The organism is Azospirillum halopraeferens DSM 3675, from assembly GCF_000429625.1.
In the GTDB taxonomy this organism is placed as follows: Bacteria; Pseudomonadota; Alphaproteobacteria; order Azospirillales; family Azospirillaceae; genus Azospirillum; species Azospirillum halopraeferens.
In genome coordinates this window covers 65,578-79,512 of the sequence record NZ_AUCF01000004.1, presented here as the reverse complement: position 1 = coordinate 79,512, position 13,935 = coordinate 65,578, and the positions used below count along the sequence as shown (strand labels likewise).

Sequence of the window (13,935 nt, the reverse complement as noted above, 5' to 3'; positions counted from 1 at the left end):
GTGCCGGCACTCCTGGACAAGGGCCGTGAAGTCCGACTAGAGGTGGGGTCTTCGCGGCATCCTTCCCGGACGGTCGAGCATGAGCTTCCGACGGCGCCTCATCCTGCTGGTTACCGCCCTGCTGTCGGTGGCCGTCCTGGCGACCACCGCGGTGCTCGCGTGGAACACCCATGCGGCGCTGCTGGACAAGGCGCGCGCCGACGGCCGGCTGGTGGCCACCCTGCTGGCCCGTTCGGCCAGCCTGGCGCGGGACATCCCGCGGGAGGTGGAGGCGGTGGTGGGCGACCAGATGGTCGCCCAGGCCACGCTGGCCGCCCATCTGGTGGCCGTGGCGGAGGCGGCGAAGCAGCCGGCCCGGGCGATCAACGACCGCCTGAAGACGATCGCCGCGGCCACCGGCATCGCCGAGTTCTGGATCACCGACCCGCGCGGCCGCGCCTACCTGCACAGCGTACCCGGAGTCGATTTCACCTTCAGCCCCGACGCCAAGGCCCAGCCACAGGCGCACGTGTTCCACAAGCTGCTGCAAGGGGCGCCTCCGGTGGTCCAGGAGACGCGCAAGCGCGAGATCGACGGCAAGGTGATGAAGTATGTGGGCGTGGCCGGCGTCGACAAGGCGCGCATCGTCCAGGTCGGCATCCCCGCCGAGCGCCTGGTCGAGATCGGCCGCCGCGTCGGGCTGGAGCGCATGGTCGATGCCCTGCTGGCAGGCGGCGGCATCGACGCGATCTGGGTGCTGGGGGGCGACCTCGCCACCCTGGCCCACGGCACCGTGCTGGGGACCGACCGCAACCCGGAGCCTTCGGAGCGTGAACTGGCGGAATTGCGCACCGCCATCGGGGAACGGGAAACCCGGGCGATTCTCACGGGCGCCACGCTGACAGTCATGGCGCCGATCCCGGCGGAGGACGGTGCGGTGTTGGGCGCTGCCCTGGTGCGTTTGCCGGCAGACCAGCTTCTGGCGACCCTGCGCACCCAGCTCTGGCTGGCCGGCGGCGTGGCCCTGCTGGTACTGGGTGGCGGCGTGGGCGCATCGGTCGCCCTGGCACGCCGGCAGGCCGACCCCATCGACCGCATCACCGAGGCCGCGGCGGCGGTGGAGACCGGCCGCTTCAACCCCTTCTCCCTCAATCCCGTGATCGAGCGCGACGACGAACTGGGCCGCCTCGCCCGCGTCTTCCGCGCCATGGCACGCGAGGTGGAAGCCCGGGAGGAGCATCTGGACACGCTGGTGCGCATCCGCACCGCCGCCCTGGAGGAGAGCACCGCCAAGCTGCAATCCGCCTACGACCGCATCGAGGCGGAGTTGGACATCGCGCGGGAGATGCAGCTCGCCATCCTGCCCACCCGCTTCCCGGTGCGTCCCGACCACCAGGTGTTCGGCACCATGACGCCGGCGCGCGAGGTGTCCGGTGATTTCTACGACGTCTTCGACCTGGACGACCGCACCGTCGCCATCGTCATCGGCGACGTGTCGGGCAAGGGGGTCCCGGCGGCCTTCTTCATGCTGATGGCGCGCACCGCCATCCAGGACCTGGCGCGCGAGGGGCTGCCGCCCGGACGGCTGCTCGCCGCCGCCAACGAGCGGCTGTGCGGCCAGAACCCCATCGACCTGTTCGTCACCGTGTTCTACGCCACCTACGACCGGGTGACCGGCGAGGTGCGCTATGCCAACGGCGGGCATTGCCCACCCCTGCACCTGGGGCCCGACGGCACCATGGATCGGCTGCGTCCCACCGGCGGGACGGCGCTGGGGGTGATGCCCGGCCTGCTCTACCGTGAGGACCGGGTCCGGCTGGAACCCGGCGGCACGCTGTTCCTCTACACCGACGGGGTCACCGACGCGCTGGCACCCGACGGTGTAGCGTTCGGCGAGGAGCGTCTGGTCGCCTGCCTGGCGGTGCCCGAGGGCAGCCGCTCGGCCAGCGCCCACGCGGCGAACGTGATCGAGACGGTGAGTGCCTTCACGGCCGGCGGGGAGCCGTTCGACGACCTGACCTGCCTGGTGCTCCGCCGGCTCGCGACGCCGGACCCCGCGGCAGTGCCGCCCTCCTGACCGGTGCGGCCATGACCGCCGGTCAGGTCGGCATGCCCGGCTGGCGCAGGCCGAAGAAGTCCTTCTCGGTGGCGACGATGCAGGCGTGCTCGCCGTCGATCTGCACGGCCGTCCAGGTGGAGCCGTCCGGCGCGCCGAACAGTTGCAGCGTCAGTCCGTCGTCGTCGCTCACCGGCGCCGTCGCGGGCAGTTCACCGAAATTGTCGACGATCAGGGTGGCGATGTCGTCGTAGAGCGGGCAAGTCGTGGTTCCCTGCGCCACGAACAGGGACGCGGCGGCGATCAGGCTCAGCATGGCGCACCTCGCGATTGGTCATCCTGCCCTGATAAACACTCGCCGACGGGTCCGGGTTGCCGGCCCGCCGGAAGAGGTGCAAGGGTTCTTTCGGGGAACCGCATGACCGAAGGGGGCGCGATCGTGCGACTGTGCGCATTGGGTGACAGTGTGGTCAACGGAACCGGTGACGATGCGATGCCGGGCCGGGCCGGACGGCTGTGCGCGGCAGCGCGCGCCGGTGTGGCCGCCTGCGCCGCGTGGAGGGACGAGGCCGCCGCCGGGGACGGCACCCATCCCGGCGCCGGCGGCTACGCCGCACTGACACCCGGCCCGCCCGACCATCGGCGGCCCCCTCACCGTCGGTCGTGACGGCTGGCGTCGTGGTCGCCGTGCTCGCGGCGGTCCACGGTGTCCCGTCCGACGATCTTGTTGAAGCGGCTGTCGTCGTCATAGAGCAGGGCCAGCTTCGACGCCTCGAACTGTTCGAAGAAGTCATCCCACGAGATGGAGTCCATCGCCCCGGTGTCGCTGTTCGGCGCGTCGGGAAAGGTGATGCGCAGGATGCCGAGGCCGGGTCCGTCGTCCCCGGTGCCTTTCACCACCGCGGGCTTGCCGCCATGGCCCTCCGCCCAGCGGCGGATCTGCTGATGGTCGGTCGTCGCTTTCGCCATGGTTCGTCTCCCGGACGGCGTGCGCTGTGCCCCCCTCAAACAGACGGCGCCCCGCGGCTGTTGCGGCGACCGGATTCGCGGGCGCGGGCATCGCTTTCGCGTTGCAGGCGGTCGCGCAGGAAGGCGAGCACCGCCGCCTCCTCCGCCTCCAGCCCGGACAACTCCTCGCGCAGGTCACGCTCCACCTCCCGCTTCAGGGCGTCCAGGAGTTCACCCTCCAGGTAGGCGTCGACCACCTCGGGGTGGACATAGCTCTTGCGGCAGACCGAGGCGGTGTTGCCCAGCCGGGCCGCCACGGATTCGATGGCGCGGGTGACGTTTCGTTTGGCCTTGGTTTTGCTGTCGAACGCCTCGAATTCGGTCAGGGCCATGGCCGCCAGCACGGTGCCGGCCCAGGTGCGGAAGTCCTTGGCGGTGAAGTCCCGGCCGGTGATCTCCCGCAGGTAGTCGTTGACGTCGCCCGAGGTCACGACCCGCCGCTGCCCGTCGTCGTCCAGGTATTGGAACAGTTCCTCGCCGGGCACGTCACGGCTGGCGCGCACGACGCGGGCCAGGCGGCGGTCGCGCAGCCGCACGTTCCATTCCTTGCCCGACTTGCCCTTGAAGGTGAAGCGGATCTCCGACCCGTCGATGCGCACGTGGTCGTCGCGCAGGGTGGTCAGGCCGTAGCTGCGGTTCTCGCGCGCGTACGTCTCGTTGCCCACCCGGATCAGCGTCGTCTCCAGCAGGCGCACCACGGTGGCCAGCACCTTCTCGCGCGGCAGGCCGCGCCGCGACAGGTCGGCGTCGACGCGCGCGCGGATGGCCGGCAGGGCGCGGCAGAACTCCAGCATGTGGCCGTACTTGGTGCCCTCGCGCACTTCGATCCAGCGGGGATGGTAGCGGTACTGCTTGCGCCCGCGGGAATCCCGGCCGGTCGCCTGCAGGTGCCCGTCGGGATCGGGGCAGATCCACACCGACGTGTAGGCCGGCGGGATCGCCAGCTTGCGGACGCGGGCCAGCGTCTCCTCCTCGGTCACGGTGCGGCCGTCGGGCCAGCGGTAGCAGAAGCCCTTGCCGGCGCGGCGGCGGCGGATGCCCGGTTCCTCGTCGCTGACATAGGCGAGGCCGGCGCAGGCGGCCGCCTCGCGCGGGTCCGACGACGGCGGAGGGAGCTGTTCGGGCGGGGTGCGGGCGTCCATGGGCGGGGATCCGAAAGGAGAGGTGTTCTCATCAACCGTGGCGAGGCGTGTTCGGTTGCCGTATCGTCGGCGCCGGACCACCGACGGGAGCACCGGGACCATGGACGAAACGCGCGCCACCGCCGCCCTGCCCCACCTGGACGTCGCCATCGTGCACCGCGCCCTGCCGGAGGAGGGCGCCGAGGCGATCTCCATCACCCTCAGGGCGACCCCGTCCTTCGACGCGGCCTTCACGGCCCTCGCCCCCATGCTGGCGGCGCCCATGCTTATGGCCGCCGCCCATCCGGCCGGACCGTGGGCGGCCCCCATGCTGGCGTGGGCCGGGATGATGCAGCGGGCCTGGACGCCCTGGCTGGCCCTGATGGCACCGCCGCAACGCCCCGGTGAAAAATAAGGGCCGGTAAGGATTCGTTAGCCCGCGGCCGTCACCGTCGCGCCGTTCCGCCGGACCCCATCCGGCGCGAGGCGCGGAGTGATCGATGGCCAACACGGCGTCCTGGCTGCGCGGAGCGGCCCTGTACCAGATCTACCCCCTGAGTTTCCTGGACGCCGATGGCGACGGCTGGGGCGACCTGGAGGGGGTGCTGTCCGGGCTCGACCACATCGCGTCGCTGGGGGTGGACGGGGTGTGGATCTGCCCCTTCTACCCCTCGCCGCTGGCCGACTTCGGCTACGACGTGGCCGACCACCGCGACGTCGACCGGCGCATGGGCAACCTCGCCACCTTCGACCGGGTGCTGGAGGCGGCTCATGCCCGCGGGCTGAAGGTGATCATCGATCTGGTGCTGGGCCACACCTCGGACGAGCACCCGTGGTTCCGGGCGTCGCGCCGCTCCCGCAGCGGGCCGCTGGCCGACCGGTACGTCTGGGCCGACCCCGCCCCCGACGGGATGCCGCCCAACAATTGGCTGTCGGTGTTCGGCGGCAGCGCCTGGACGTGGGAGCCGCGGCGGCGCCAGTACTACCTGCACCATTTCCTGTCGAGCCAGCCGTCGCTGAATCTGCACGACGCGGCCTGTTTGCAGGAGATGCTGGACACCGCGGCCTTCTGGCTGGAGCGCGGCGTCGACGGCTTCCGCATCGACGCCGTCGACTTCTTCGCCCATGACCCGGAGCTGCGCCCGAACCCGGCGCTGGGTTGGCAGGGGGAGCCGCCGGTGAAGCTGTTCGGCCTTCAGCGGCACGTCCACGACATGATGCACCCGACCATCCGCACGGTGCTGGAGCGATTGCGCGCCGTCGCCGACCGCTACGAGGGCCGGGTGCTGCTGGGCGAACTGTCGAGCCAGCCCGGCGGATCGCAACGCATCGCCCGCTACACCGCCCCCGGCGGCCTGCACGCCGCCTACACGCTGGGGGTGGCCAAGCAGCCCTTCGGCGCCCGCCCCTTCGCCGAGGCGCTGACCGGCGTGGACGACCCCGGTGCCATCTGCTGGAGCCTGTCCAACCACGATGTGGAGCGCGCGATCAGCCGCTGGCTGCCCGACGGTGCCGACCCCGAGCGCTTCAACGCCCTGCTGGCCGCCCTGTTCTGCGCCCTGCCCGGCACCGTCTGCCTCTACCAGGGGGAGGAGCTGGCGCTGCCCCGGGCGACGCTGGCGCAGGCGGAGCTGCGCGATCCCTTCGGCAAGACCTACTGGCCGGAGTTCCAGGGCCGCGACGGCAGCCGCACCCCCCTGCCCTGGCGGGCCGACGCCGACCATTGCGGCTTCACCGCCGCCTCCGCACCCTGGCTGCCGGTGCCCGCCGCCCACCGCGCCCACGCCATCGACCGCCTGGACGCCCGCCCCGACGGCCCCCTGGCCGTGTGGCGCACCACTCTGGCGCTGCGCCGTGCCCACCCGGCACTCCGCCACGGCGCCGTCGCCGCGGTGGAGGCGGAGGGCGCCGTCCTCGCCTTCGAGCGGGTGGCGGAGGGCGAACGGGTGCTGGCCGTGATCAACACCGCCGATGCGCCGGCCGAACTGTCGCTGAAGCACCGCCCGCGCGCCACCCCCCTGGACCTGCCCCGCCCCGCCGGCGCCCCCCCGGCCGAGGTCACCGCCGACGGCCGAACCCTGGTGCTGCCGCCGCTCACCGCCTGGCTGGGCCTGGCGTGATCAGGGGCCGGGCAGCGGCGGAACAGGGCATCCGGCCCGGCATCCAATCGGAGGTCTACCGGTCCGCCATACTCGCCGAGATCGCGCACGCCGCCAGTCATCTCCGTTCCGAGCGGGGCGCGTCTTCCCTTCCTCCACCACTCGCCTTTCCGTATAAAAGTCTTCCTGGGAGTGAACATTAAGATGGGGGCGGCAGGTGGACGGTATCGCGGAAATCGTCAGTTCTGCTGCTGCGGTGGTCGCCGCCGTAGTCGCCATTGTCGCCGCCAGGGACGCCCGCCGCTCCGCCGTCGAACAGGGCCGGGAAACCGCTCGTCAGCACGAAGAGACGAAGAAGCAGGCGGTGATTGCATTGGAAGCCTTACTGACCGAGCAGAGTCACGCACTGCAGGCATGGGCGGACGAGGTCATAGACCGCATGTCCGAAGCTCACGCCCTATGTGGTCTTGATCCCCGGGGGATGCCGGAGGGTGCATTGTTCCACAAGCGGGTTGAACTCAGGTGGCGCCTGTCAGCCCTGGCTGACCGCGGCCGCCTGTTTTTGCCCAACACCCACACCCAGGAAAGGGGGCTCCGGAAGCAGGCCGCCTTTCGCGGCTTTCGCCAAAAGGCGCTGGATCACGTTGTCGACGCCTGCAAGTTGCTCGACCACCTGACGGCGGAGCCAGCCGCTTACCCCGGATCCGACGTCGCCAATGCGTTGATCGGGGCAAGACGGGAGTTTGTCAGCGAGATCCAGACAATTATCGATCCGCGCGCGCGCCAGGATCGGCTGCGGGTGCTGGCGGGCCGCCAACAGAGTGACCCGACGGAATGCAGTCCAGGCACGGTGAGGATGACAGCACCCTGATGCTGCCGCCGCTCACCGCCTGGATGGGCCTGGCGTGATCCCGTCCCGCAGCGTTTCATTCCCGGCCGCCTCTACACCCCCGCGGTGACCACGGTTCCGTCCGCCCGCGTCAGGCGAGCGGCGGCGCCCGGCACGGTGGCGAGGGCGGCGAGCGCCTCGTCCTCCGGCAGGACCGACAGGGCGGTGGACAGGGCGTCGGCGGTGGTGGCGTCAGCGGCCAACACCGTCACGGATGCCCAACGCGGCTCCGCCCGGCCGCTGCGCGGGTCGAACAGGTGGACGAAGCGGCCGGCCGGGTCGAGGCGCGTGCCGTAGCCGCCCGACGTGGCGACGGCACGGCGCACCACCGGCAGCGTCGCCGCGATGCGGGCGGGATCGCGGGGGTCGGCCAGCCCCACCGACCACGGACGCCCATCGGGATGGGGGTCCAGCGCCCGCACCTCGCCGAGGTCGACCAGGACACGGGTCATGCCCGCCGCCTCCAGCCGCTCGGCCACCCGGTCGGTGACGTATCCCTGGGCGATGCCGTTGAGGGTGGCGGCCATGCCCGGCCGGGCGAAAGCGATGCGGCCGGGCTCCACCCGCAGCGCCCGGTGATCGACCAGCCGCCGCACCGCCGCCACGGCAGCCGGCGGCGGTCCGGCCGGATCGGCGCCGGGGCGCCCGAAGTGGCCGGCGTAGAGCTGCCACAGGGGCTGCACGGTCACGTCGAAGGCGCCGCCGGTGCGCTGCGCCATGCGCGCCGCGTCGTCCAACAGCCGCACCAGATCGGTCGGCGGGTCGCGCAGCTCCCCGTCGCGGTTGAGGCGGACCAGCGCGGAGTCCGGGCGGTAGAGGCTGAACACCCGCTCCAGCCGCTCCACCTCGGCCAGGCACAAGCGGATCAGCCGATCGGCCTCGGCGGTGTCGGGGTGGTGCAGCGCGATGGCGGCGTCGGCGCCCAGCACCGTGCCCCGCCAGACCCGCGGCCCCGCGGCCGCCTCCGCGGACGGCGTCATCACGGCGGCGACACCGGCCGCCGCCGTGATGGTCAGGAAGCGCCGGCGGGTCAGACCGACGGTCATCGCGGGCTCCGGTCGGCGGTGTGCAGGTCGTGGCCGCCGCCGGCGAACGGGTCCTCGCCCGGCAGCAGCGGGGTGAGGATCTCGTCCTCGTGCACCTCGGCGAAGCGGCGCACCACGCCGCCGTTCGCGGCGGCGAAGGCGCGGGCCTCCGCTTCCCCGGCGAAGGGATAAGGCTCGGCCAGGCCCATGCCGCCCGTCAGGCGGCTCCCCAGCACATACCAGGCCTGCCGCGCCTCGATCCAGCGGGTGAGGTCCGGGTGCGCCGGGTCGGCCGCGCCGCTGACGTCGGTGACGTACAGGGCGCGGTAGTCCCGGGGCTCCTCCGGCAGCATGGAGAAGGCGAAGGCGTCGCGCACCGACGACATCCACACCACCCGCCCGGACTTCAGGATGGCCTGACCCTTGGGGCCGGGGTGTTCCGACAGCTCCATGCCGCAATAATGGCCGACGGCATCGGCGGCGATGGGCAGCGGCGGCGGCAGGGTGGCCGCCACCTCCTCCTTGCAGGCGGTCAGGGACAGCAGCAGGGGCGCGACCAGCAGGGCCGCGGCAAAGGACATGCGCATCAGATCTGCCTCCGGGAGAACAGGACGGCGGCCAGGGCGAGCGGCGCCGCCACCCAGGCGGCGAGCGCCGCCAGCAGGGTGCCGGCGGTGAAGCCCGCGGTCGCCGCCAGCCCGCCGGTGCCGGCGACGCGGCCGACCCCGTCGAAGCCGGTGAGGTTGAACAGACGGTAGGCGTCCGCCGGGTTGGCCAGGAGCAGCCAGTTGACCACCTCGGCGGTCAGGGTGCGGCCCTCGTCGGCGACCACCAGCCCCAGCAGCCCCATGTCGTAGAGCAGGACGAAGCCCAGCCAGATCGCCACCGCGATCCCCGCCGCCGTGCCGCGGTCGCGCACCAGCGTGCTGGCCAGATAGCCCAGCGCCGTGAAGGCCGCCCCCAGCAGCACGCTGGAGCCGATCATGGCGGCGAACGCCTGCCAGCTCTCGGCGGCGATCTCCACCTCCCCCAGCGCCAGGGCGGCCCCGGCGGCGCCGTAGCCCAGCACCGTGGCGATGGCGACGATGGCGGTGTGCCCCAGGAACTTGCCCAGCAGCACCTGCCAGCGCGCCAGCGGGTAGGACAGCAGCAGCGTCATGGTGCCGCGGTCGATCTCCCCCACCACCGCGTCGAAGGACAACAGCAGAGCGATCAGCGGCAGCAGAAAGATGGTCAGGCTGGACAGGCTGACCACCGTCACCTCCAGCGGGCCGACGCCCACCGTGCCGGTGGGGGCACTGCCGAGGAAGGTCAGCGTCAGCGCCAGCGAGGCCATGAGCAGCGTGGTCGCCACGACCCAGCGGTTGCGCAGGCCGTCGCGCAGCTCCTTGGCGGCGATGATGAGCAGGGTGTTCATTCCGCGGCCTCCCGGCGCAGGAAGTGGGCGTACATCTCGTCCAGGCTGGGCTGCACGATCTCGATGTCCTGCACCGGCAGGTCGCGGCAGGCCAGCCGGCGGACCATGCCGACCTTGTCGTCGTTGGCGCAGGCCAACTCCACCACGCCGCCGGCGAGCCGGGTGAGCGAGCCGCCGAGGCCGGCCAGCGCCTCCACCGCGTCGGTGGAGCCGTCGGGCAGCGTCAGGCGGATGCGCACGGGAAGCTGCGCCAGCGTGCGCAGGGTCGCCAGCGAGCCCTCCGCCACCTTGCGGCCGCGGTTCATGACGATGACGCGGTCGGCCTGCCCCTCCAGCTCGGTCAGGGCGTGGCTGCACAGCAGCACAGTGGTGCCGGCGTCGCGCAGGCCGCGCACGATGTCGTAGAAGCTCTGGCGCAGCGCCGGGTCGAGGCCGGTGGTCGGCTCGTCCAGAAAGAGGAGACGCGGCTCGCCCAGCAGCGCCTGCGCCAGACCGAGGCGCTGGCGCATGCCCTTGGAATAGGTGCCGATGCGCCGGCGCACCGCCTCCGGCTCCAGGCCGACGCGCTCCAGCAGCGCCGGGTTGCCGGCCGGCGGAGCACCCTTGAGGCGGGCGTAGAAGTCCAGGCACTCGCGCCCGGTCATCGAGGGGTTGAAGGCGATGGTCTCCGGCAGGAAGCCGATGCGCCGGCGCATGGCGGTGCCGGCGCGGCCCGACGGGTCGTGGCCCAGCACGCGCAGCGTGCCTTCGGTCAGCGTCGTCAGGCCCAGCATCAGCTTTATGAGCGAGCTTTTGCCGGCGCCGTTGTGGCCCACCAGGGCGACGCATTCGCCGGCGCCCAGCGTCAGGTCGACGCCGCGCACGGCGTACCGGTCGCCATAGCGCTTGCTGACGCCGGCGGCGTCCACCGTCGGGGTGGTGGCGGTCATGATGCGGTCCTCCGGTGGCCGGCATCGGCCGGATCGGTGGTGGAAGGATCGGCGGGGCGCGCCAGCGCCGCGGGCAGGGTCACCGGCGGCGGCGCCATCAGGGGGGCGGCGTCCACCACCCCGCCGGGGTGCAGGGCGGGAAAGCGCTTCTGCGCCCAGCGGATCACCTGCACGCCGGGGCTGTTCATCAGCAGCTTGGCCATGGGGTAGGCCCACATGACGCGGTCGACCACGTCGTTGGGCCGGTAGGGTTCGTCGGCGATGCCGTCACCGTTCAGGTCGAAGGCGGCGTTGTCGGACCAGTGGTTGCCCCGGCCCTCCGCCGACCAGTCCAGGTGGCGGGTGCCGACGTACTTCACCTGCGTGCGGTTGCCCAGGAAGGCATTGCCGGAGATGGCGTTGCGCTCCGACCCCGCGGTGAAGTGGACGCCGATCTCGCAGCCCTCGAAGCGATTGCCGCGCAGGGCGTTCTTGTTGGCGTTGTAGATGAAGACACACTTCCAGGTGCCGGCCTGCGGCCCGGCGGGGGCGTCGGCGTCGCGGGGGATGTCCTTGTCGGCGTCATCCGCGGTGTCGGCGCCGCGGTAGAGGGTGGCGTACTGCCCCTGGACGGTGTTGCCCTCGATCACCGAGTTGTTGGCGTAGTTCAGCAGCAGCCCGTGGTCACGGTCGCCGCGCGACAGGTTCCCCGTCACCTTCAGGTTGTGGGAGAACATGACGGCGAAGCCGACGTCGTTGCCGATGGAGACGTTGTCCGACAGCTCGCCCCGGTCGGTGTACATGTAGTGTACGGCAATGCGCACCTGTTCGAACCGGTTGCCGCGGAAGACGTTGTTCTTCGACGTGGTGACGAACAGGCCGTCGCGGCCGTGGCGGACGTCGTTGTCGATCACCTCGGTGCCCGGCGCGTTCCACACCTGGATGCCGTTGCCGCGCTCGCTGACCCGCAGGTCGCGCCGGCCGCTGACGGAATTGCCGCGCACCAGCGCATCCCGCCCGCCCCAGACGTAGATGCCGATCAGGTTGTCCACCAGCCGGTTGTTCTCGATCCGCACGCCGTCGGCGTGCTTGTCGACGAAGATGCCGGAGTGCTGGTCGGCCAGGCTGAGGCCGGAGTTGCGGATCTCCAGCCCGGTGACCACCGTGCCGTCGGCGGTGTCGGCGATGGTAAGGGTGCTGGCGATCCCCTGCCCGTCCAGCACCGCGCCGGGCCGGCCGGTCAGGGTGACCGGTGTGCGCACGACGACGGGGCCGGGATGGACGCCGGGCTCCAGCACCAGCGTGTCGCCGGGTTCTGCGGCATCCAGTGCCGCCTCCAGCCCGCCGGGCGGGACCGCGACCGTGGCCGCGGTGGCGGCGGCCGGCAGGGCGGCGGCGAAGACGGTGAGCGCGACGAGGTGGCGGATCATGGTGACTGCCCTTCCGGCCCTCCCCCGGCAGAGCCGGGGGAGGGTTGGGTGGGATTAGGCCGAGCGCGGCTCGACAATCATGCGGCCGCCCATTTCCATGTGCAGGGCGTGGCAGAACCACTGGCAGTAGTACCAGTGCACGCCCGGCCGCTCGGCGACGAAGGTGACGGACGAGGTCTGCTGCGGTCCGATCTCCATGGCGATGCCGTGGTTGGTCAGGGTGAAGCCGTGCGTCAGGTCGTCGATGTCGTCCATGTTGGAGACGTACACCGTGACCTCGTCGCCCTGCTTCACCGTGAACTCCTCCAGGCCGAAGGCCGGGGCGCGGCTCCACATGTAGACGCGGACCTTGTTGCCGTCGCGGATGACCGTGGCGTCATCGTCCAGCGACACGCCGTCCGCCGCCGCCTGCCGGCGCGCGTCGTCCCACATGGGGTCGGCACGGTCGTAGGCGTCGTGCGGGTTCACCTTGGAGCGGTGGACGATCAGCGTGTCGTGCGGCTCGGCGAAGGTGGGGCCGTCGTGCACCAGCTTCATCTCCTCGCCGGAGATGTCGAAGAGCTGGTCGTTCTCCGGCTTCAGCGGACCCACGTTGAGGAAGCGGTCCTTGGAGAACTTGTTCAGCACCATCAGCCACTTGCCGTCGGCCTCCTTGGTCTGGCCCATGGAGGAGTGAAGGTGTCCCGGCTGGTAGTGCACGTCGTGCTTCTGCAGGATCGGCTCGACCTTCTCACCCTTGTAGGCGCGCCGCGCCTTGTCGATGTTCCATTTCACCACCTGGCTGTCGAGGAACAGGGTGGTGTAGGCGTTGCCGCGGCCGTCGTAGGCGGTGTGGAGTGGCCCGAGGCCCAGGTGCGGCTCGGCCACGACGACGTCGCGCGGCTTGATCTTGTCGTCGAACAGGTCGTCCAGCAGGCGGACGTCCAGCACCGTCACGGTCGGCGACAGCTTGCCGGCCAGCGTCAGGTGGATGCCGTCGGGGGCCATGTTGCAGCCGTGCGGGTTCGACGGGATCGGGATGTAGCGGGTGTAGGCGGAGCCCTTGCGGCCGTCCACCACGGGGACGCCGTTGACGACCTCGACCTTGCCGGCCTTCACCGCCTCCTCGATGCGCTTGATGTTGAAGACGACCACCCAGTCCTGTTCGGCCGAGGTCATCTCGGCGGCGGTAACGCCTTCCTCGGAGTTGTAGCAGGTGGAGAAGGCGTATTTGCCCTGGTAGTCGGCCTCGGTGTTGTCCAGGTTGCCGCTGACCCACACCTGCCAGGCGATCTTCATGGTGTCGCCGTCGATGGCGGTGAAGTGCGCCCGGTAGTTCTCCGGCTTGGTCAGGTCGCGACCGTCGTTGGGGGTCGGCACGCGCTGTTCGCCGTTGGCGAAGACATAGCCGGTGCGCGGATACTTCTGCAGGCGCAGGCCGTGGATCGCCGAGGCGTTGGGGATCTCGATGATCCGGTCCGGCTTCATGATGTCGCAGCGGATGCGCGCGACGCGGGTGTTGGCCTTGTCGTTGCAGAACACGTAGCGGCCGTCGTAGGTGCCGTCGGTGAACGACATGTGCGGGTGGTGCAGGTCGCCGTTCAGCCAGACGCCGCCCTGCTTTTCCAGGAAGGCCCGCGTCTCGGGCAGCAGGTCCTGCGTGAGGATCTTGCGGCTCTCGTTGGTCTGGCCCCAGCCGGTGGCGCTGCACCGGTTGAACACGGGAATACGCATCAGCTCGCGCATGGAGGGCACGCCCATGATGCGGATCTCGCCGCTCTGCCCGCCGGAATGGAAGACGTAGTATTCGTCCAGATCGCCCGGCTTCACCTCGTAGCTCTGCTTGCCGGCCGTCGCCGCATGGGCGGTGCCGGCGCCCAGAAGCGACCCGCCGGCCAGCGCCCCGGCGGCCCCGCCGCCGACAGCGCCGGTCAGGCCGGCCAGCGCCGCCGCTTTGGCGGTCCCGCCCAGCAGATCACGGCGGTTCATGCCTTTTTGCGGTTCGTTCTCGTTGGACATGGAAT

The 13,935-nt window shown here is 71.2% G+C and carries 13 protein-coding genes; 4 read left to right on the top strand and 9 right to left on the bottom strand.

What is annotated here, in order from left to right:
- Nucleotides 1-79 precede the first annotated feature (79 nt).
- Entirely contained in the window at nucleotides 80-2,056 is a 1,977-nt protein-coding gene (locus tag G472_RS36730) for a PP2C family protein-serine/threonine phosphatase (protein ID WP_051340382.1), read from the top strand.
- Between the two features lie 22 nt (nucleotides 2,057-2,078).
- Here G472_RS36730 and G472_RS0104050 read toward each other — a convergent pair whose 3' ends face one another.
- The 3 genes from G472_RS0104050 to G472_RS0104040 form a co-directional block, all read right to left on the bottom strand.
- On the bottom strand, nucleotides 2,079-2,351 hold the full coding sequence (locus G472_RS0104050) for a hypothetical protein (RefSeq protein WP_029007346.1): 273 nt from the start codon (nucleotides 2,349-2,351) through the stop codon (nucleotides 2,079-2,081).
- A gap of 335 nt (nucleotides 2,352-2,686) precedes the next feature.
- Complete coding sequence (locus G472_RS31165; protein WP_035691045.1) at nucleotides 2,687-3,004, bottom strand: hypothetical protein; 318 nt, start codon at nucleotides 3,002-3,004, stop codon at nucleotides 2,687-2,689.
- 35 nt (nucleotides 3,005-3,039) lie between these two features.
- The gene (locus G472_RS0104040) at nucleotides 3,040-4,185 is read right to left on the bottom strand and encodes a DNA topoisomerase IB (protein WP_029007345.1); all 1,146 of its coding nucleotides are present in this window, start codon (nucleotides 4,183-4,185) and stop codon (nucleotides 3,040-3,042) included.
- A 100-nt stretch (nucleotides 4,186-4,285) separates the two neighbouring features.
- Here G472_RS0104040 and G472_RS0104035 point away from each other — a divergent pair, with 100 nt between their 5' ends.
- The 3 genes from G472_RS0104035 (at nucleotide 4,286) to G472_RS0104025 (ending at nucleotide 7,134) form a co-directional block, all read left to right on the top strand.
- Nucleotides 4,286-4,579 carry a hypothetical protein gene (locus G472_RS0104035; RefSeq protein WP_029007344.1) on the top strand — a complete coding sequence of 98 codons (294 nt, stop codon included), beginning with the start codon at nucleotides 4,286-4,288 and terminating at the stop codon, nucleotides 4,577-4,579.
- Between the two features lie 85 nt (nucleotides 4,580-4,664).
- A complete protein-coding gene (locus G472_RS0104030) occupies nucleotides 4,665-6,284 on the top strand; it encodes an alpha-amylase family glycosyl hydrolase (RefSeq protein WP_029007343.1) in 1,620 nt (539 codons plus the stop codon).
- Between the two features lie 196 nt (nucleotides 6,285-6,480).
- Nucleotides 6,481-7,134, top strand: a complete 654-nt coding sequence (locus G472_RS0104025) for a hypothetical protein (protein WP_156926984.1) — start codon at nucleotides 6,481-6,483, stop codon at nucleotides 7,132-7,134.
- 71 nt (nucleotides 7,135-7,205) lie between these two features.
- Here the strand turns inward: G472_RS0104025 and G472_RS0104020 are convergent, their stop codons facing one another.
- Genes G472_RS0104020 through nosZ form a run of 6 tightly spaced genes read right to left on the bottom strand, consistent with a single transcriptional unit; the run spans nucleotide 7,206 to nucleotide 13,930 of the window.
- A complete protein-coding gene (locus G472_RS0104020; RefSeq protein WP_029007341.1) occupies nucleotides 7,206-8,198 on the bottom strand; it encodes an FAD:protein FMN transferase in 993 nt (330 codons plus the stop codon).
- Entirely contained in the window at nucleotides 8,195-8,764 is a 570-nt protein-coding gene (locus tag G472_RS31160; protein ID WP_156926983.1) for a nitrous oxide reductase accessory protein NosL, read from the bottom strand. The genes G472_RS0104020 and G472_RS31160 overlap by 4 nt, the downstream gene beginning before the upstream one ends.
- A complete protein-coding gene (locus G472_RS0104010) occupies nucleotides 8,764-9,594 on the bottom strand; it encodes an ABC transporter permease (RefSeq protein ID WP_029007340.1) in 831 nt (276 codons plus the stop codon). Before G472_RS0104010 ends, G472_RS31160 begins: the two co-directional genes overlap by 1 nt.
- Entirely contained in the window at nucleotides 9,591-10,523 is a 933-nt protein-coding gene (locus G472_RS0104005) for an ABC transporter ATP-binding protein (RefSeq protein ID WP_029007339.1), read from the bottom strand. The genes G472_RS0104010 and G472_RS0104005 overlap by 4 nt, the downstream gene beginning before the upstream one ends.
- Complete coding sequence (locus tag G472_RS31155; RefSeq protein WP_051340380.1) at nucleotides 10,520-11,932, bottom strand: nitrous oxide reductase family maturation protein NosD; 1,413 nt, start codon at nucleotides 11,930-11,932, stop codon at nucleotides 10,520-10,522. Before G472_RS31155 ends, G472_RS0104005 begins: the two co-directional genes overlap by 4 nt.
- Nucleotides 11,933-11,986: 54 nt before the next feature.
- A complete protein-coding gene (gene nosZ, locus G472_RS0103995) occupies nucleotides 11,987-13,930 on the bottom strand; it encodes a TAT-dependent nitrous-oxide reductase (RefSeq protein ID WP_029007338.1) in 1,944 nt (647 codons plus the stop codon).
- Nucleotides 13,931-13,935: the final 5 nt, after the last annotated feature.

Excerpts from the sequence above, each read along its gene's own strand:
- G472_RS36730 (WP_051340382.1), top strand. The coding sequence starts at position 80 with ATGAGCTTCCGACGGCGCCTCATCCTGCTGGTTACCGCCCTGCTGTCG.
- G472_RS0104050 (WP_029007346.1), bottom strand. The coding sequence starts at position 2,351 with ATGCTGAGCCTGATCGCCGCCGCGTCCCTGTTCGTGGCGCAGGGAACC.
- G472_RS31165 (WP_035691045.1), bottom strand. The coding sequence starts at position 3,004 with ATGGCGAAAGCGACGACCGACCATCAGCAGATCCGCCGCTGGGCGGAG.
- G472_RS0104040 (WP_029007345.1), bottom strand. The coding sequence starts at position 4,185 with ATGGACGCCCGCACCCCGCCCGAACAGCTCCCTCCGCCGTCGTCGGAC.
- G472_RS0104035 (WP_029007344.1), top strand. The coding sequence starts at position 4,286 with ATGGACGAAACGCGCGCCACCGCCGCCCTGCCCCACCTGGACGTCGCC.
- G472_RS0104030 (WP_029007343.1), top strand. The coding sequence starts at position 4,665 with ATGGCCAACACGGCGTCCTGGCTGCGCGGAGCGGCCCTGTACCAGATC.
- G472_RS0104020 (WP_029007341.1), bottom strand. The coding sequence starts at position 8,198 with ATGACCGTCGGTCTGACCCGCCGGCGCTTCCTGACCATCACGGCGGCG.
- G472_RS31160 (WP_156926983.1), bottom strand. The coding sequence starts at position 8,764 with ATGCGCATGTCCTTTGCCGCGGCCCTGCTGGTCGCGCCCCTGCTGCTG.
- G472_RS0104010 (WP_029007340.1), bottom strand. The coding sequence starts at position 9,594 with ATGAACACCCTGCTCATCATCGCCGCCAAGGAGCTGCGCGACGGCCTG.
- G472_RS0104005 (WP_029007339.1), bottom strand. The coding sequence starts at position 10,523 with ATGACCGCCACCACCCCGACGGTGGACGCCGCCGGCGTCAGCAAGCGC.
- G472_RS31155 (WP_051340380.1), bottom strand. The coding sequence starts at position 11,932 with ATGATCCGCCACCTCGTCGCGCTCACCGTCTTCGCCGCCGCCCTGCCG.
- nosZ (WP_029007338.1), bottom strand. The coding sequence starts at position 13,930 with ATGTCCAACGAGAACGAACCGCAAAAAGGCATGAACCGCCGTGATCTG.